Here is a 16,156-nt window from a genome sequence, read left to right on the forward strand (position 1 = left end):
TCGGGAGCGAGCGAGAATCTATCCGTGTTGGGAGTCAGACGGTTTACGAAACAAGACGACGTTCTTGTGCAAATAGATGATTTCTCCTCCCCATCGTGAATTCAACCATGCCCAGGTCTCGTGTGAGAAAAAGCAGACATGCGTCGGATCTTTGATGTAATACCAATCCAGAAACGGTCGATCGGGTGGTGCCAGTTGGGTCATGATTCCCAATATGCCATTAGCTTTCAGTCGTGCCCATAACCGGTCAAATTCCTGTCCGGGATGGTGCAGATGCTCGGCCACTTCCGTGGCCGTGATGAAATCATAGGTCTGTTCCAGGACTCCAGGATTGTACGCATAAAAGGGGTCGTAAATCGACATGGTATGTCCGGATTCTTGAAGCATGGAAGAGAGAGTTGGACCCGGACCAGCCCCAAAATCCAATCCGGAACTATTGGGTCTCAGGTGTTGGTGGAGTGGTTCGGCTAATTGGTTTAAAAACTTTCGATAGCCCGGGTCTTCAGAATTATTTTCATGGTGATCGTACTGTTTTTTTTCCTCGTTGGGTGAGACGTAATAGGCGGGAGGAACGAAAATGAGCCGACACTGTGCACAGGAGAAGTATGGTCGACACTGGGCACTTCCCACTAAAGTGGGTTCCGGTTTACAACATAGTGGACAGTTATGAGGAATAGCGATATGTCCCCTGCGAGAGAATTCAGGATGAGCATGGAGTGGAATTGTACTCCGCGTTCATTCGTTGATTCCGGTAGGGGACGGGTCGATTGTACAGCGCCTGTGACAATTATCGATTCCTTCCATCGGCACAAGCGATACAGAGGGGGGCGGTGGGATCCACGTCTAATCGTTTCCTGGAAATTTCTGCCTCGCACCTCAGGCACCAGCCGAATTTTCCGTTTTCGAGCCGTTGGAGGGCAGATTCGATACGCTGCAATTGAATGTGTCGACGTTGTTGAGCAGCTTGAGCCATGGCTTGTTGTTGGAGGGCATCCATTCGTGAGACGCGCCCGATCGTCGTTTGGTCCAGTTCCACCGGTTGGGCCGCTTCCTGTCCGGTGGAGGATACGGCCTGCAATTCGTCCTTGAGGTTCAGGAGCGTTGCTCGAAAATGGTCGTAATGAGAAGTCGGCTGTGTCATGAGGCCAAGAATCAAAGAGGATTATGTGTCTCTTGTCGGATAAAATGCATACGAGAGAACGGGCATAGGACGCTATTGGGTTTGGAGAATGATGGAAGCAATGTACCCCAGCCAGACCGTGAAAGGCCAATAATCGACAAGAGGAAATCTAAAAATCTTTCAGCAGGGAGAGCACATGGAAAAATTATTGAAAGGGTTAATCAAGTTCCAGGAAGAGGTGTTTTTGAAAAAGAAAGAGTTATTCGCCGGGTTGTCCGGTCATCAAAAACCAAGAGCCGTATTTGTGACCTGCTCAGATTCACGGATCGATCCGTCATTACTCACTCAGACTGAACCGGGGGAGTTGTTTATTATTCGGAATGCAGGCAATTTAATTCCAACCTACGGAGCGGCTATCGGGGGCAGTACGGCCTCTCTCGAATATGGGATTTCGGTCCTCCAAGTCAAAGATATTATCGTGTGCGGACATACGGATTGCGGTGCCATGGGGGCTTTGTTGCATCAGGAGAAACTTCAGGAGCTTCCTGCTGTCAAAGCGTGGCTTCAGCATGCCGAGACCACCGTGCGTATAATGAAAGATTTATACACGCATTTGCACGGAGATGAGTTATTTGCCGCCGTCATACGGGAAAATGTGTTAGTTCAACTCGATCATCTAAAGACGCATCCGGCTGTCGCAACGGGATTGCGCCGGGGAAATTTGCGCCTGCATGGATGGGTCTATTCCATAGGAACGGGTGAAGTGTGGGTGTATGACTGGGAGAAAAGAAGTTTCATCGATCCTCGAGAAAGAAAAAGCCCAACTATCGTTTGAATAACTGCACTGAGGCTGTCTTTGGTGAGAGTCTGCCAAAATTTGCGAATGGGAGGCTTCTTCGTAGGCAATTATCGTAGGTGGGTGGCTCGAATTGCTACATGGGATAAACCATCATCAATCCGAGCCATGAAAGTATATTACAGGTGCATGAAAGGAATGCTCGAACTATCTCGGCCACCGTTTCCAGGCATTACTTTGTGAGTCAAACCACCATTGAGGGCCACTTAGATAGATTCTTTTATGGCATTCCAAGGATTCCTGGTGCTCGTTAGGCCATTCCTTCCAGGTATTGTTTTGAGAGTCAAACCACCAGTCCGGCCCATCCATGTTAAGATTCTTATGTTCCTCGATAGTCCACTGAGGTTTCTCTGAGGGCCATTCCTTCCATGTATTGTTTTGAGAGTCAAACCACCAGTCGGGGTGCTGAAGATATAACAGCTTATGCCCCTCCAGGGTAATTCTTCCTTCACTGTCCCACAAGTCGGCATGTTGTTGACAAAAGTCATTGCGTCTCATGTTGTCTTGCGCCCAGCCATAGGTAGCGAATGTGCAGCTGAGCAGAAGAAAAATAGCAGTCATATGCCCACATTTTTTCATTGGCAGACTCCTTTTTTACGAAAGCCGGAAATTGAATAATGACCTCATGGGTTCCTGTCCTTTCTCCTTTTGGACCAAATGATGGAGAGGTTTTCCAGATCAGGCCATTATCTGGAAAAATTTAGAAGAAAGGATGAATTCTTTGAATTGTAATCAACGGTTGGAGAAGAATCGTAGAGATAATTTTGGTAGAAGAATCCGGATTATGTCTAACGGAAGAGTTGTGGTCCTATAACAACCTTCGGCAATAGGCATTCCGATGGTTTGCAATGGATTGATGGCGTGGGGAAGAGAGAGCAAGGTAAGGGATTAAAGGCTGTAATCCCGTTTGGAAGGGAATTCTTTCTATGCAACCGGGAAATAAGTTCTTTGTCAGCATGATCAATACGGGTCAAAGGCACTGGACACGTGTCAGGGTGTTTTGATCAGTGTGGTGAAACACCTCAGGTCGCCCCGCAATCTGTAACTGCGTATCTTCCTTATAGCTGAACTTCCAGGTTTCGTTAATGGTGACAGATAATTCATATCGCACCGTTTTCGCAGCCTGATCCAGATAGGGATTTGAGAGAATTCCATACACACCGGATCCCGCGTCAGCGGCCAGGTGAAACTCTTTTGCGTCGGGCTCCGAAGTCCCGCCTGCATTCACCATGACGCCCCGAGGAACCATAAAACACCGCATCACCTGTTTGCTGGCCGCATCCCATAACCAATACCCCACTTCCTCGTGAAACGGCTGTTCCTTGATCAGCGGCCAGGCAATGGTCGAATAACGGAGGCCATAAAGCACCTGCAAACCATTTATTACAGGTCCTATTGGTTCAAACTGCAATCGTTCTCGAAAATGAGTTTCGTGGCCACCCTCTTTGACTGGTGCGAGATCGACACCCTGATCGCCTTCCCAGAGTCCGGCTAGAGAAGCGAGTGGACCCAAGTGTCTAAGAATTTCGGCATCAGCGGCATCGGGATGATCTGCTTCGGTCATGAGAATAGGCTCCTTTCAGGAAAGTGTGAGGAGGAACGGACATAGAACTTTTTTGGAATCTGGCGTAACCGACTTTACCAAATCGTACAAATGGTTTGTGAATGTTTTTTAAAACCACCAGATCCGCATTGACTGAATCCAACGAATACTATGAATGGCCAGGCCTGCTAATTTGGGGACGCTCAGTTGCACGGGTTTGGATTTTAAGCATTGGATGACATGGGCTGAAGCCTGATCGGCAGTCATCATTAGTGGTTTCCAGGAGGCCTTGGGCAGCTTCGTATCCACAAAACCAAAGCGAATATTGGTCACGTATATGCCATGCGATCGGAGCTTGAAGGCCATTGCAACCAAATAGTTGCTGAAACCGGCCTTTGATGCCGTATAGGAAGGGGAGTCGGCGTTGTAAAAATCATCGGCGAGACTTGATAGGCCGATAAAGTGCCCCTGTCCTTTCTCAAGCCAGCCCGGCGCGAGTGCGGCCAGGGTTCGTACCATTGACGTGAAATTCACCTCAACAACGCGCGCCTCCTTAGAGAGATCAGGCAGGGTCAAACGCGAGCCAATGGCCGCGCAATATATGCAGGCGTCAAAAGGCCCTTCTTCGGCAAGAAGATTTTTCAGTATCTGCGGGTACTCGGGAGCGGCGATATCCTGCACGATATGTCGAGGCCCATTCGGACCGAGTGGACTAGGACTCCGGGAAATGCCCACGACTCGATCTCCCTGAGCCAATAGCGCCCGGGTCACGGCTGCGCCAATGCCGTCGGAGTTGCCTATGAGTAAATAGGTGTGTTGCATGGGCTTTTGAATACCAGAGTCATAAAATCTTCTCAATCCTGACATGAAAGACATGGTATGTGAAGAGAAGAATCAACATGCATCAATGTCCGTCTTAAGTGAGGCTTGAGTTGTATCCAGAGTGTGGTCTGGCACTGATAAATTGGAAGTGATGAACTTCCTCCGCTTGCCTTTTGAAAGGGCAATTACCCTACTCTATATTCCTAAACCAGGCGTTGTGGGGAGACTTCAATTGGTGTAATAAAGAACTTGTGTGATGAATGCGACGTTGGGGTTGGTCATGTTCGTGTCGCTGGTTTTTTGATTCTTTCGTCCATCCGATGTGGAATGCTAAGGGGTGGTGTCTGTGCAGCGGAGGTTTATCCTCAACGTTCATTTAATAAAAGCGAAATTATGGAGGCTGAAATAGGATGGGAATCCCGTCAAAATCTAGCCTGGGAAAAATTATGGATGTGACAGGTGGGCCTTCGACCTGGTGCCTGTGGTTGGTGTGTGCGCTTTTCTGGACTTGGCTGTGGATGCTGGTTTGGCCCCGGGTGGATAGTCTTGGGTTAGTTTTAGGTTGTGGTGTGGCCTTAGGGTTTGGTCTGGGTATTGGATTGGGGTTTCTCTGGAAGTGGATGGGGCTATGGCTATGGGTCTGGTTATTAGCCTATGGTTGGTCATGGGCCCTGCTTTGGTAATATCTGGCTCAGGTTGTCTGGCTATAGTTTTGCCCTATTTACCTACTGCTATTCCTTCGAATTCGTAGGCTCCTGGCGGGAATTTGGCCAAAAAGTCTCTGATGACTTGCTTGGCTTCTTCGTTTGGTCCAATGCATTTTCAGGTAAATGGTCGGGTTCCGATGCAAAGGTCAATTCGCTTAATTCCTGAGGTCCGAGCTCTCTTCGGGTATTGATGTAGAAGATTGTTCGTTCTCTGACGTCAGAGATCTGTAAACTTTTCATGTGCCCACCGTCAACGAAAGCTTGGAGCTCAAGATCGTGATCAGTCGTCTCAGTGATAATACTGGTGGCCTTGAAAGGCAGTTCATTGTTGTCTCCGGCTGCCAGCAAAGGGCTGGTCAGTACGGTGGGGATGAGGCCAAAGGCACAACTTTTTGGGGCCGGTATTCCCGTCAATCCTCTCATCTTTGACAAAGGCGGACAGCTGGCAGCCCATTCCTGAATGGGCCATCCGGGTCTGGGCTTGACCTTCGCCAGATAATCCTGGAATTGATTTGCTATTCTGCCTGATTGTCACCAACAGTCTTCTGTACATTTCAAGAGGGGTTGGCTAGGATGATGGGCCAACCGGGTCAATTTCAAACATTCCGTCATGAAAAAGAAAATTACGGTGTTTGTGTCCTATGCCCGCGCCAATCGTGATCTGGCGGCCAGATTTTTGAAAAAGTTCAAAGAGCAGGCTGCGCCCTCCAAGCTGTATAACTATACCTTCTGGCGGGATAACGATTTTCTGGTAGGCGAAAAATGGCACGAAGAAATTCAGCATGCTATAGAAGAATGTGATGTGGGGTTGGTCCTGGTCAGCCCGGCGTTTCTCGGATCACAATACATTCAGGATCACGAGCTTCCCACGTTTGTGAAGAGTGGCGGCAAGTCCGTTATTCCGGTCATGTTGCAACCGATTGATCTGGAGCACCATGATTTGAAAGGCTTACAACATACGCAAATCTTTCGGCTGCATCGCCCGCGTTTTTCCTCGTCTAAATCCTACGGGGAATGTTCGGGTTCCCATCGTGATCAATTTGCGTTGGAAGTGTTTCGGCAGATCGAAGCCCGTTTGGATACAATCTCGGAAAAATAATCCCTGAGAAGACCAAGTATTCCTGAACCCTCCGTCCAAATGATATTTTTCCTATTACATGCCGATCAAAAATTACTCCCATGACTGAACCAACGATCACGTGTCCTCAATGCAAAACGGAAATCAAGCTGACGGAATCGCTCGCGGCCCCACTTCTCGAAGCCACGAAGCGGGACTTCGATCGACGATTGGCTCAAAAAGATGCGGATGCCGCCAAGCGGGAAGCGGCTCTGCGTAAGCGCGAAGCTGCCTTGGCCAAATCTCAGGAAACGTTGGACGCGCAAGTCGCCGACAAACTGAAATTCGAACGCGGCAAAATTGTGGCGGAAGAAGCCAGAAAAGCCAGGCTGGCTCTCTCAAACGATCTGGACCAGAAGTCCAAAGAAATTCTTGAGATTCAGGGGATACTTAAACAAAAGGATGAAAAGCTGGCGGAAGCCCAAAAAGTCCAAGCCGATCTGCTCCGTAAGCAACGGGAGCTGGATGACGCCAAACGCGAATTGGATCTCACCATAGAAAAGCGCGTACAGGAAGGACTCACCGTCACGCGGGATCAGGCAAAAAAAGAAGCCGAAGAAGCGCTCAAGTTTAAAGTCATGGAGAAAGAGCAGACGATTACTTCCATGCAAAAACAAATTGAAGAACTTAAGCGTCGTGCCGAACAGGGGTCCCAGCAACTTCAGGGCGAAGTGCAGGAGCTTGAACTCGAAGCGATGCTCACATCAAAATTCCCCCTGGATCAGATTCAACCCGTTGGAAAGGGTGAGCATGGGGGCGATGTGCTGCACCGGGTGTCCAGCTCAATCGGCCAAGCCTGCGGAACCATCTTGTGGGAATCAAAGAGAACCAAAAACTGGAGTGATGGCTGGCTCATCAAGTTACGCGAGGATCAGCGGCAGGCCAGGGCTGAAATCGCGATCATCGTCAGCCAAGCCCTGCCCAAAGAAGTGGAAACATTCGAATTTATCGACGGCGTCTGGGTCAGTCATCCCAAGGTCGCTCTTCCCCTGGCCATTGCCATGCGTAATACCCTCATGGAGGTGGCTGGTGCCCGCCAAGCCTCGGAAGGGCAGCAAACCAAAATGGAAATGGTGTATCAGTATTTGATGGGTCCGCGCTTTCGACAACGGGTGCAAGCGATCGTAGAGGGGTTTTCCTCGATGAAGGGGGACCTTGATAAGGAGCGGAAAGTCATCATGAAGCAATGGGCTAAGCGTGAAGAACAAATTGATCGGGTGATGATGGCGACGGTGGGCATGTATGGGGACCTTCAAGGCATCGCTGGAAAAACCATGCAGGAAATTGAAGGGCTTGAACTTCAAGCCTTAGATGCACCCAAGGACGAATCCGACGGAAAATTGCTGTAAGAACTTTCGCCTCTGCTTTCGCCAATAAAAGCAAAGGCTTGGTCTTCGCACAATCAAGCCCGTATCGACTCATTCTCCGTAATCTTGCCGCCACGTGCCACAATTCTCCTGAATCATTCTGCTATCCATCAACATTTCTCACCTTTACTTTAACCTCTGGTTCCCGGACTTCTCTGGTTTTTGCCTTCGGTTCCGGGGGACTAGCCTTTCCGGTAATAGGTTTGTCCTGTACAGCCAAGTCGCTTCCTTTAAAAAATGATCATTGCTGGAAGGATGGGAGAGGTTCCTTTTCAGTGTCGTGTGGATTGGGCCCTCACAGCACACGACACCGGTTTGGGGAAATTTGTCCATCTGCATCCTCTAGCGAGTGAGGCAAATAGCCTCATTTCCATGATTGAAAAATGAAAACAGTAGAAAAAACTCACGTTAATATTGGCACGCAATTTGGAAAGACTTATCGAAGGAGAGGCAAGAGCCGAGTCTATATCACCAAAGAAGGAGACAGTTCTGATGAAAATATTGAAGCAAAAGATTCAATCGAAAACCTGGATCATCGTCGCAATGGTTTCCTTCGCCTGTGCTTCGGTGTGGGCGGGAAGTGCCGGGGATCTTCAGCCCCGGGTCCCATCCGATCGCATAGAACAGGCTCTGTCCTTTACCAATCCCTTCACCCCCACAGAGGAATTTATTGCGAGCGGAAAAAAATTATATGAAGGCAAGGGCTGGTGCGCCTACTGCCATGGCTGGGAGGGCACAGGGGCACCGACCGAGGGTCGAACCTTTCCTCCTGATATCAAGATGCCAACCAATTTTGCGGATGCCGCCTGGCAGGCAGCCAGAAGTGATGGGGAGCTTTTCTGGGTTCTGATTCATGGGAGTCATGGTACGGATATGGTGGCGTATATGCCGCAGTATATTACGGATAAGGAGGCCTGGCAGATCATTTCCTATCTCCGAACGTTTGGAAAAACCTAATGGGGTTTTTTTATCGCTCCCACATAGGGAAGACACAAGGAGGAATGATGAGACAGGTATTTCAATGGACAAGTGGATGTATCCTGGCGCTGGCGGTGAGTGGATCCCCGGTGGCGGCCCAGGAACATGGTCATCAACAGATGATGATGCCACGCGTCCCGGCGGATAAGCTGGCTGAAGCCAAATCCCTGAAGAGCCCGTTGCCGTCCTCACAGGAAAACGTCGAAAAAGGCAAGGCGATCTATGAGGGCAAGGGCACGTGTATCAATTGTCACGGAGTCAGTGGACGCGGCGATGGCCCGGGTGCCGCGACACTCAATCCCCCGCCTCGGGTGTTTCGGTCACATGGCTTTTGGAAGCATCGGTCTGAAGGGGAAATTTTTTGGGTGATCAAATATGGATCGCCGGGGACCGGGATGATTCCATTTGGTGGAATACTTTCGGATGAAGAGATCTGGACAGTGATGCAATATGAGCAAAGTTTTTCCGGAGGATCACATGGCGGAGGGAGAGGTCCTCAGGGAGGCCAAGGTCACCAGGGTCGGGGGATGATGAAGCACTGAATTGTTCGGTGTAGAAGAAAGGCAGGTGATGGGATTGAATGTTGCTGGGATAGGTTGTCGAACAGCATGCGGATTTATCAAAGGAACCCTTCTTCTTGCCTGGATGCTTGCAGGCTTGTTCGTCCCAGCAGGAGCGGCTGACCTCACGAATGAGGGAGAAGGCATCGTACAGTCCACCTGTGTTGGTTGCCACCGAATTCATGGCGCGCCAATGCCGCGCTCCACAAAACAAGCGCCGGACTTGATCTGGGCGGGTAATAAATATCAACGAGACTGGTTAGTGGCCTGGCTCCAAAATCCAAGGGAAAAACTTTATCCGGTCGGTTACGATTTCAAGTTCAAACGGAAGGGGCGGCATCTTGCGCTCTTACCCGGAGAAGCGGAAAAGGTTGCTGATTTCTTGAGCACCTTAAAGGATGTGAGAATCACCGAAGGCATGATGAAACCGGGCACATCGGCAGAACTAGCGAGGGGTGAGCAACTTTATGTGGAGCATGCCTGCCAAAATTGCCATTGGACGCCGGCAGACAACCGGCGTGGCTATACGGGCGGGACCTCCAGTACGTCTTTTGTCAATATGGGGAATCGTCTCCAGGCCGATTGGGTGTATCGATTCAATCTGAACCCCAATGACTTTGTTCCAGGAAGTGGAGCCTATATTCCCAAACCTTCCCTACCGGAGACGGATATCTATGCGATCACGGCGTACATGATGACCTTCAAATAACCATAACAGGCATCCACAGGAGGGTGACAGATGAACCGGTGCTTCAGTCGGATGAAACATAAAAACCATATGAGGAATTTTCCGATGGTGGTCCTGGGGCTAGCGTTAATAATGGTCATGACAAGCCCGGCTCTTGCCGGTGGGGGGGATGTTGAAAAAGGTCAAACTTTGTTTCGAAAAACTTGCGGGCATTGTCATGGATTAAATGGGAAGGGTGATGGTGCCATGGCCGGATATACCAACCCTCCTCCCGCCAATTTAACCAGTCAGAAAACTCAGTCCAAATCAGACCATGAACTCAAAGACGTGATCATGAACGGTCGACCGGGCACCTCTATGATCAGCTTTAAAGATGCCATAGCGGAAGAACAATTTAACGATCTTCTTACTTATCTCCGTTCCCTGAAACCGTAAAAGTTGGTTTTCAGGATAATGGATTCTCTTCTGATTCAATCCTCAGAATGGCAACAATAAAAACCCCTTCATCATTCTACGGACTATCAAGACGGGGACCTGCGTGGGACAGTTTGCCTAGGCCGACCTATTTGCTAAGCCAAATGGTTTTGGCCAATTGCCGTCGCATGAAAAAGGAGAGAGACATGAAACCGGGAAAGGTCTGGGCTGGAATGACCCTTGGTACGTTAATGTTATGGTGGAACGTTGGTTTCTCTATCGCGGAGCCCGAACATTCTGCCGCACACAGGCTGGAACATGAGATGCCGAAGGCCTCGTTGCCAAAGCGCATGGCATTAGATCTTCCCCAGGCCGCACAAGAGGGTCTCAAGTTGACGATGCGAGAGCATCTTGAAGCCCTTGAAGCCATCGTTGGCGCTTTAGCGCGAGAAGACTTTGCCAGGGCCGCTATCCTGACAAATGAGGAACTGGGTTTCCCGAAACACCATGTGGCCATGCAGCGTGAGCAGGGTGCCATATTCCCGCCTGAATACCATGAGCTGGCTATGGGGCATCATCAAGCTGCAGAAGCCATGGGCGAAATGATCCCGACCAAAGACCTCAAGCAGATTCTCCCTCATCTCGAGCAGACCATCCACGCCTGCGTGGAATGCCATCAAGTCTTTCGCTTGCAGGATTGAATTGTGAAAATTTGATAATACACTCCCAACAGTGGACGAACTCTGTGTGCTTGTAGTTGCCCCTAACCGGTTTGTCATTCGGAACCCATGGCGAAGAATTTGTGCCTAGGTTGAGAAGCCCCAAGTATCAGCGAGCTTATTCCGTATACTCAGGATGACATTGCCTTTCAGGTTTTGTTTGTGAACAGCATAGAGTTTATTGTGAATTGTCTGGCAAATATAGATCAGATTTTTACAATTCAGGCAAGAGATTCCCATAATTATTGTTTCTCTTGAGTGTTAGGATTAGAATCCTCTCCTTATTTTGTTATGCCTGCCGAATATTGACAGGTATCTTTTTCCAAGCCTTCCACAAATACGCAGATTTCCTGATGAATAGCCACTACGGATATGCCATCCTGGCCAGTCTTCTTGCGGCCGGGGTCACGACCACAGGTCTCTATGTCATTCGTCGGTTTGGAACATGGGGACAATATAATGCCTCCTATTTTTCCTGTTTCGCAGCCGGGGTGCTGATTTCGGTTGCCTTTCTCCATATCATTCCTCAAGCCCTCCACATGAACGAGCAGGCCCCGGTATATTTGCTGGGAGGCTATCTGGCCTTCCATCTGCTTAACCGGTTCATTCATGCCTATGTCTGCGATAGCACTCCCGACACAGCCATTGGACTGATTCCTCTGCTCGGGATTGGCCTGCATTCGACATTGGATGGGGTGGTGTATGCCATCACGTTTAGCGTCAGTGTCTTAACCGGAACATTAGCGGGTATCGGCATGGTCCTGCATGAGTTTCCGGAAGGGATCGTCACCTATGTCCTATTACTCCGTGGCGGGTTCACTCCGAAAAAGGCATGGCTGTTGGCCTTTCTGGCTGCCGCTCTCACCACACCGATTGGGACATTGTTGGCAATCCCCATCATTCATCAAATCAATGAGTCCGTCCTTGGCGCGTTGCTGGCGGTTTCTGCCGGGGCATTTGTCTATGTGGGAGCCACTCACCTTCTTCCATTGGCCGAGCGGGAAGACCGTCCCTACAGTCTGGCCGCCATGGGAGCTGGCGTTCTGGTCGCCCTCGGCATCATCCTCACGCACGGCTAATTTCATAAAATTCCCACGAGACTCGGCCCGGAAATTGTCTAGCTGGTTCGGTCGCCAGCCCAATCTATGCTTTATTCATTGCCTTGGTTAGGATTAGTTTGGAAGGGGTGAAATAGGGATGGGGGTATTTTCTTGTTGCCAACAGCTGATCAAAAGTTAGCTATTCTTCAACTCACACCTCCGATAGGTGCTTGAGCATGATGAAATCGTTTTTAATAGGTCCTTGTCGAATTGCGTCGTGGTTACGGTCAACCTCACATGGGCTAGAAGCCCTTGTATTTAAATGAAGAAACTCTTAATCTTCAAAACTGTCAACGATGTCTTGGCCGTTTCTATATATACGATCTGTTGTTAGGTGACCCTTAACTTTACATTCCAATGAGCCAGTGTATCTATTGTAAAAAAACTAATGTTGAGTTCAATCGAGAGCACGTGATTCCAAAGGCTTTTGGATTATTTGGAGCCGAGACAATGGTTTTGAAGGATTCGGTTTGCCAAGCTTGTAACGAAGACTTTGGGAAGGAAATTGATCAAGTTTTGTCTAGGGACTCCTTTGAGGGTTTATTGCGAGCCCAAATTCTGGGACCACAGAAAAAGAAGAGTGAAAGTTTTAAATCGCGTCGAGTTAAAATATATTTTCCTGACAATGCAACTTGTGGGATTTTGAGAGGTGCAAGTCTTGATATGGATTGGAATACTCGAAGCCTGAGACTTCTCGATCAAATCATCGTCCGATCAATATCTGGAAAATTGGCTTATTTTTATGAACAAGAATTCGAAAGAGAAGATGCTGGAAAGATTTTGGCTCTACCCAAGGGAGCCGTTAGAGTACTTGGGACCAATGCAACTAAAGTAGAAGCACTTATGAATTTGGTTTATGATAAAGGGGTAAAAATAAAAGAAAAGGAATCAATTACTCCACCTTCGGAGCTAAGCGGTAATTCGGTTCCAATTAATTTAGAGGGTCAAATTGACGGGCGAATTTGGCGTTCGATTGCCAAAATTGTGTTTAACTATCTTACATCTATTCAAGGAAATAAATTTGTTCTCAATGATGTATTTGACCCAATTCGAGATTTTATAAGAGGTAAGGCGACAACTTTGAGTCCAATTAAATTGTATAACAAGCCCTTTCTTAACCATGAGACTTTTCGATTTCGTTCGTTTGAGGGACATCTCCTCGGTTTTCAAAGAGAAAATAATAGGCTACGAGGGAAAATATCGTTATTTAATACAATCCTCTATGAAGTCATGCTTTGTGAGGAACTTAGTCCTATCCATTACGGTTTAAAATTTGGCCATGGGTTTGATCCACTTGGGAAGAAGGTTTTAAAAATGTCTGATATCCCAAATGGAATACTTCGACCAGTTGATTCCATGCGTAATTTTTTCTTTTTTCCTTTATGATACATCATGAAATATTTTGCCTAATTCATCATTGATGTTTCCGCTGGCGGCGGTCACCTAATGGAATTGGTTCTCTCGATATTTTCAATAAACCTTAAATTTTTGATATGCCTGACTCTTGGTAGGGCGAATTGTGTTTTTTGCGGTAGGTCAACTTTAGGCACGTGGTTTACAAATTCAATATTCTCCTTTCTCAATAAATTTAATTTATTGAACCACTTTCCTCTTCCCTCTGACTGACTTTTTTGGACGACATATTATATTGCAATCCATTCCCCAACCTGGCAAGGCGGCCGATGTGAGTTTGTTAGGAGAGGAGCTTTTTCTATTAAGGTGGCATTTGGGTTTCTCATGTTTGCTCCGTTGGTTTTAGGATTCCATAGTTCACTAATTGGATATGAAGTTTTCCAAAAACGTGATGGAATTATACTGATGAGCTTCACAGAGAACCCGCATTGTGCGAATATCCAAATATCGAAGAAAGAATCTGCCATCGTTTCTACAAAGGATTGACACATAACATACTCTTGCCCATATAAAAAGATGAGAGCCGTATCTTGCAAAAGAAGCTAAAACAGAGGTTGCAATCAATCGAAAACCTTGGAGGTGTTGACTCGCATCAAGCCAGAATTGGCGGAGCGATTTGGGGTTGTGTTGTTGGCTTTGCTTAACTCTGCCGCTCGTGACGAAACTCGTCCAGACAGTGATGTCGATATCATGGGGGCGTTCGATGGCCCTGACACTTCGGAGAGGAACTTTGGTGTACAGTTCTGTTTGGAGGATGCTCTTGGCTGTCCGGTTGATCTGGTGACTGAGAAACCTCTTCGGTCGGAATTGCGTTCTTTCATTGAACAGGAGGCGGTGATGTCTAAAGCGAGAATAGCATTTTTATCTCGATGATATAGTTGCCTTTGCGGAAAAAATCCTTGCCTAAAGTTGTCAGTCCAAGCGACTGGATTCGGTAGATCCACTCCTTGCCCTCTTTTCATTTCGATAAATGAATTGGGGGTCGGTAAGCTGGCTCCCAACGACCTCCGTAGATTATGGTATTTCTAGCCCAGGGAAAAATTATATGACCATGCCAACTAACCGGGTACGGAATCTTCTTCGGATTGGTCATCGGGGTGCGGCAGGCCATGCCCCGGAGAATACGCTGGCTTCTCTGAACCTGGCTATTAAATTGGGTGTCGACATGGTTGAGTTTGATGTCCGGCGAACGGCAGATGGAGCGCTGGTCCTCCTTCATGATGATTTGGTTGACCGGACGACAAACGGAAAGGGAACTGTCGAGAATTTGTCGCTCAGCGTACTTCGGGAATTGGATGCCGGAGGGGGGGAAAGGGTTCCTCTCCTTGAAGAAGCGCTCGCCTGTCTCAGTGGACGGGCCGGTGCCATGATTGAGCTAAAGGTGAGGGGAATTGCCGCTGACGTCTGCGCTTTGGTGAAGGCCGCTGACTTTCAGGGAACAGTAATTTATGCCTCGTTTTTTCATGAGGAACTGTTACCGGTAAAAAGGTTGATAGGAGATGCTTTCACATTGGCGTTAATCGAAGACGTGCCCATACCTTACACGGCCTTTGCCACCGCCGCTCAAGCGACCCATGTGGGAGTGGCGTTGGATGTTGTGACGCCTTCTCTTGTAAATGCGTTTCAGGAGCAAGGTTTTAAGGTGTTTGTCTATACGGTTAATGAGCCTGAAGATATTCGCCGAATGAAGCAGATGGGAGTCGATGGGATTATTTCCAACTTTCCCGACCGGATCTAGTCCAGCTTGCACCAAATTGCCTGTTCAGAAAAACTGTCTTGCCTACTAGTTTGGAACCATAAAATCGTAACGCCCAACCAAACCATCCGACATCTCCCCCGACGTGTCGGGGGCATAGTCCACTATCACCCTCTCCAGGTCTATGGTTGTGAGCCCGGCATCCAGAATGACCACATCCATTGGCAGTAATTTCTGGTTCAGTTCATTGTTGGGGATTTGGTCGCCACGGAAATAGAGCTGTGTGACCAGTTTCGGGTGTCCTGGAGGTACCAGTTGAAAGTGTAGGTGGGACGGGCGGTACAGGCCGGCTTCCAGGTCGATAGGATAAAAGCCGGGCACGATGGTTTTGAACCAATAGTCTCCCTGCTCATTGGTGACCGCTTGTCCCCAGTATTGAAAATACGCATCGTAGGTTCGGTGAATGATTTCTCCGGTCGTGGGATGGGGGAATTTCAACATGCCGTTATCCTCTCTGTGGTTATACCGGCCCGAGGCCGAGGCGCTCCACATGATGATCGCGGTGTGAGGTATCGGCTTGCCGCTTTTTGCGCTCAGGACTTTTCCTTTCAGATAAATGACCTGCCCTTTGGCTTTTCCCCTGCGGCCTTTGACAAACGTGAGATCCTGATCGTTCGCCTGACTAATGGGAATGCCGATGGCGTGGTTTTCTCGAATGGCATCGATCGGATCTCCCTCGTCGGGGAAGAAGGGCCCCAGGGTTTGGCGTGGAGTGGGCTCCTTGAGTATTTCTGCAAGGCTGGAGGCGCCACTGAACCCTCCGGCTAACAAGCCGAAAATGCCCATTCCCCGCTTTAACAGGGTTCTTCTGGACAAGCGATGAGGTTCTATTGTCATATGGATTCCTTCTCCACATAAGGAAGTGGCAACACGATGGAAGATGTACTGCTGATGGCAAACAGGTAGCAACTCTGGAACGTCTCTGAATTGTTGGTTTCTATGGTCATTTTTTTACATATTCTCCACACATTCCAATATACCATGAAGAAGAATTAA

The 16,156-nt window shown here is 48.5% G+C and carries 19 protein-coding genes; 14 read left to right on the forward strand and 5 right to left on the reverse strand.

Translation table 11 applies throughout. The annotated features are described in order from the left end of the window. Window positions 1-18: 18 nt before the first annotated feature. Window positions 19-630 (reverse strand): class I SAM-dependent methyltransferase, encoded by a 612-nt coding sequence (locus ACWHYD_RS06170; RefSeq protein WP_447965036.1) that lies wholly within the window; start codon window positions 628-630, stop codon window positions 19-21. A gap of 157 nt (window positions 631-787) precedes the next feature. Further along, window positions 788-1,141, reverse strand: coding sequence for a TraR/DksA family transcriptional regulator (locus tag ACWHYD_RS06175; RefSeq protein WP_447965037.1), 354 nt, complete (start codon window positions 1,139-1,141; stop codon window positions 788-790). A gap of 175 nt (window positions 1,142-1,316) precedes the next feature. Between ACWHYD_RS06175 and ACWHYD_RS06180 the strand changes: the two genes are divergently transcribed. Beyond that, on the forward strand, window positions 1,317-1,955 hold the full coding sequence (locus ACWHYD_RS06180; RefSeq protein ID WP_447965038.1) for a carbonic anhydrase: 639 nt from the start codon (window positions 1,317-1,319) through the stop codon (window positions 1,953-1,955). A gap of 991 nt (window positions 1,956-2,946) precedes the next feature. Here the strand turns inward: ACWHYD_RS06180 and ACWHYD_RS06185 are convergent. Next, the gene (locus tag ACWHYD_RS06185) at window positions 2,947-3,540 is read right to left on the reverse strand and encodes a heme-binding beta-barrel domain-containing protein (protein WP_447965039.1); all 594 of its coding nucleotides are present in this window, start codon (window positions 3,538-3,540) and stop codon (window positions 2,947-2,949) included. A gap of 108 nt (window positions 3,541-3,648) precedes the next feature. Then, window positions 3,649-4,341 (reverse strand): SDR family NAD(P)-dependent oxidoreductase, encoded by a 693-nt coding sequence (locus ACWHYD_RS06190; RefSeq protein WP_447965040.1) that lies wholly within the window; start codon window positions 4,339-4,341, stop codon window positions 3,649-3,651. Window positions 4,342-4,751: 410 nt separating this feature from the next. Between ACWHYD_RS06190 and ACWHYD_RS06195 the strand changes: the two genes are divergently transcribed. From ACWHYD_RS06195 to ACWHYD_RS06255, 13 genes are all read left to right on the forward strand, one after another. After that, entirely contained in the window at window positions 4,752-5,024 is a 273-nt protein-coding gene (locus tag ACWHYD_RS06195) for a hypothetical protein (RefSeq protein WP_447965041.1), read from the forward strand. A gap of 316 nt (window positions 5,025-5,340) precedes the next feature. Further along, a complete protein-coding gene (locus ACWHYD_RS06200; RefSeq protein WP_447965042.1) occupies window positions 5,341-5,508 on the forward strand; it encodes a hypothetical protein in 168 nt (55 codons plus the stop codon). Window positions 5,509-5,658: 150 nt separating this feature from the next. After that, window positions 5,659-6,147, forward strand: a complete 489-nt coding sequence (locus ACWHYD_RS06205) for a toll/interleukin-1 receptor domain-containing protein (RefSeq protein ID WP_447965043.1) — start codon at window positions 5,659-5,661, stop codon at window positions 6,145-6,147. A gap of 80 nt (window positions 6,148-6,227) precedes the next feature. Further along, window positions 6,228-7,514 (forward strand): DUF2130 domain-containing protein, encoded by a 1,287-nt coding sequence (locus tag ACWHYD_RS06210; protein WP_447965044.1) that lies wholly within the window; start codon window positions 6,228-6,230, stop codon window positions 7,512-7,514. A gap of 510 nt (window positions 7,515-8,024) precedes the next feature. Then, entirely contained in the window at window positions 8,025-8,489 is a 465-nt protein-coding gene (locus tag ACWHYD_RS06215) for a c-type cytochrome (RefSeq protein ID WP_447965045.1), read from the forward strand. A gap of 44 nt (window positions 8,490-8,533) precedes the next feature. Next, window positions 8,534-9,052, forward strand: a complete 519-nt coding sequence (locus tag ACWHYD_RS06220; RefSeq protein WP_447965046.1) for a c-type cytochrome — start codon at window positions 8,534-8,536, stop codon at window positions 9,050-9,052. A 28-nt stretch (window positions 9,053-9,080) separates the two neighbouring features. Continuing rightward, the gene (locus tag ACWHYD_RS06225; protein WP_447965047.1) at window positions 9,081-9,779 is read left to right on the forward strand and encodes a c-type cytochrome; all 699 of its coding nucleotides are present in this window, start codon (window positions 9,081-9,083) and stop codon (window positions 9,777-9,779) included. Between the two features lie 69 nt (window positions 9,780-9,848). After that, the gene (locus tag ACWHYD_RS06230; protein WP_447965048.1) at window positions 9,849-10,193 is read left to right on the forward strand and encodes a c-type cytochrome; all 345 of its coding nucleotides are present in this window, start codon (window positions 9,849-9,851) and stop codon (window positions 10,191-10,193) included. Between the two features lie 185 nt (window positions 10,194-10,378). Continuing rightward, a complete protein-coding gene (locus ACWHYD_RS06235) occupies window positions 10,379-10,873 on the forward strand; it encodes a hypothetical protein (RefSeq protein WP_447965049.1) in 495 nt (164 codons plus the stop codon). Between the two features lie 371 nt (window positions 10,874-11,244). Continuing rightward, complete coding sequence (locus tag ACWHYD_RS06240) at window positions 11,245-11,970, forward strand: ZIP family metal transporter (protein WP_447965050.1); 726 nt, start codon at window positions 11,245-11,247, stop codon at window positions 11,968-11,970. 378 nt (window positions 11,971-12,348) lie between these two features. Continuing rightward, window positions 12,349-13,377 carry an HNH endonuclease gene (locus ACWHYD_RS06245; RefSeq protein WP_447965051.1) on the forward strand — a complete coding sequence of 343 codons (1,029 nt, stop codon included), beginning with the start codon at window positions 12,349-12,351 and terminating at the stop codon, window positions 13,375-13,377. A gap of 609 nt (window positions 13,378-13,986) precedes the next feature. Continuing rightward, window positions 13,987-14,277 (forward strand): nucleotidyltransferase family protein, encoded by a 291-nt coding sequence (locus tag ACWHYD_RS06250; RefSeq protein ID WP_447965052.1) that lies wholly within the window; start codon window positions 13,987-13,989, stop codon window positions 14,275-14,277. A gap of 172 nt (window positions 14,278-14,449) precedes the next feature. After that, on the forward strand, window positions 14,450-15,142 hold the full coding sequence (locus ACWHYD_RS06255; protein ID WP_447965053.1) for a glycerophosphodiester phosphodiesterase: 693 nt from the start codon (window positions 14,450-14,452) through the stop codon (window positions 15,140-15,142). Window positions 15,143-15,187: 45 nt separating this feature from the next. On the opposite strand, the gene ACWHYD_RS06260 is transcribed toward ACWHYD_RS06255, so the two are convergent. Then, window positions 15,188-15,997, reverse strand: coding sequence for a dioxygenase family protein (locus ACWHYD_RS06260; protein WP_447965054.1), 810 nt, complete (start codon window positions 15,995-15,997; stop codon window positions 15,188-15,190). Window positions 15,998-16,156 lie beyond the last annotated feature (159 nt).

Source organism: Nitrospira sp. Ecomares 2.1, assembly GCF_965152585.1.

Coding starts and splice junctions, on each gene's coding strand:
- ACWHYD_RS06220 (WP_447965046.1), top strand. CDS start 8,534: ATGATGAGACAGGTATTTCAATGGACAAGTGGATGTATCCTGGCGCTG.
- ACWHYD_RS06205 (WP_447965043.1), top strand. CDS start 5,659: ATGAAAAAGAAAATTACGGTGTTTGTGTCCTATGCCCGCGCCAATCGT.
- ACWHYD_RS06210 (WP_447965044.1), top strand. CDS start 6,228: ATGACTGAACCAACGATCACGTGTCCTCAATGCAAAACGGAAATCAAG.
- ACWHYD_RS06190 (WP_447965040.1), bottom strand. CDS start 4,341: ATGCAACACACCTATTTACTCATAGGCAACTCCGACGGCATTGGCGCA.
- ACWHYD_RS06195 (WP_447965041.1), top strand. CDS start 4,752: ATGGGAATCCCGTCAAAATCTAGCCTGGGAAAAATTATGGATGTGACA.
- ACWHYD_RS06225 (WP_447965047.1), top strand. CDS start 9,081: ATGGGATTGAATGTTGCTGGGATAGGTTGTCGAACAGCATGCGGATTT.
- ACWHYD_RS06230 (WP_447965048.1), top strand. CDS start 9,849: ATGAGGAATTTTCCGATGGTGGTCCTGGGGCTAGCGTTAATAATGGTC.
- ACWHYD_RS06185 (WP_447965039.1), bottom strand. CDS start 3,540: ATGACCGAAGCAGATCATCCCGATGCCGCTGATGCCGAAATTCTTAGA.
- ACWHYD_RS06235 (WP_447965049.1), top strand. CDS start 10,379: ATGAAACCGGGAAAGGTCTGGGCTGGAATGACCCTTGGTACGTTAATG.
- ACWHYD_RS06240 (WP_447965050.1), top strand. CDS start 11,245: ATGAATAGCCACTACGGATATGCCATCCTGGCCAGTCTTCTTGCGGCC.
- ACWHYD_RS06180 (WP_447965038.1), top strand. CDS start 1,317: ATGGAAAAATTATTGAAAGGGTTAATCAAGTTCCAGGAAGAGGTGTTT.
- ACWHYD_RS06260 (WP_447965054.1), bottom strand. CDS start 15,997: ATGACAATAGAACCTCATCGCTTGTCCAGAAGAACCCTGTTAAAGCGG.
- ACWHYD_RS06175 (WP_447965037.1), bottom strand. CDS start 1,141: ATGACACAGCCGACTTCTCATTACGACCATTTTCGAGCAACGCTCCTG.
- ACWHYD_RS06215 (WP_447965045.1), top strand. CDS start 8,025: ATGAAAATATTGAAGCAAAAGATTCAATCGAAAACCTGGATCATCGTC.
- ACWHYD_RS06255 (WP_447965053.1), top strand. CDS start 14,450: ATGACCATGCCAACTAACCGGGTACGGAATCTTCTTCGGATTGGTCAT.
- ACWHYD_RS06245 (WP_447965051.1), top strand. CDS start 12,349: ATGAGCCAGTGTATCTATTGTAAAAAAACTAATGTTGAGTTCAATCGA.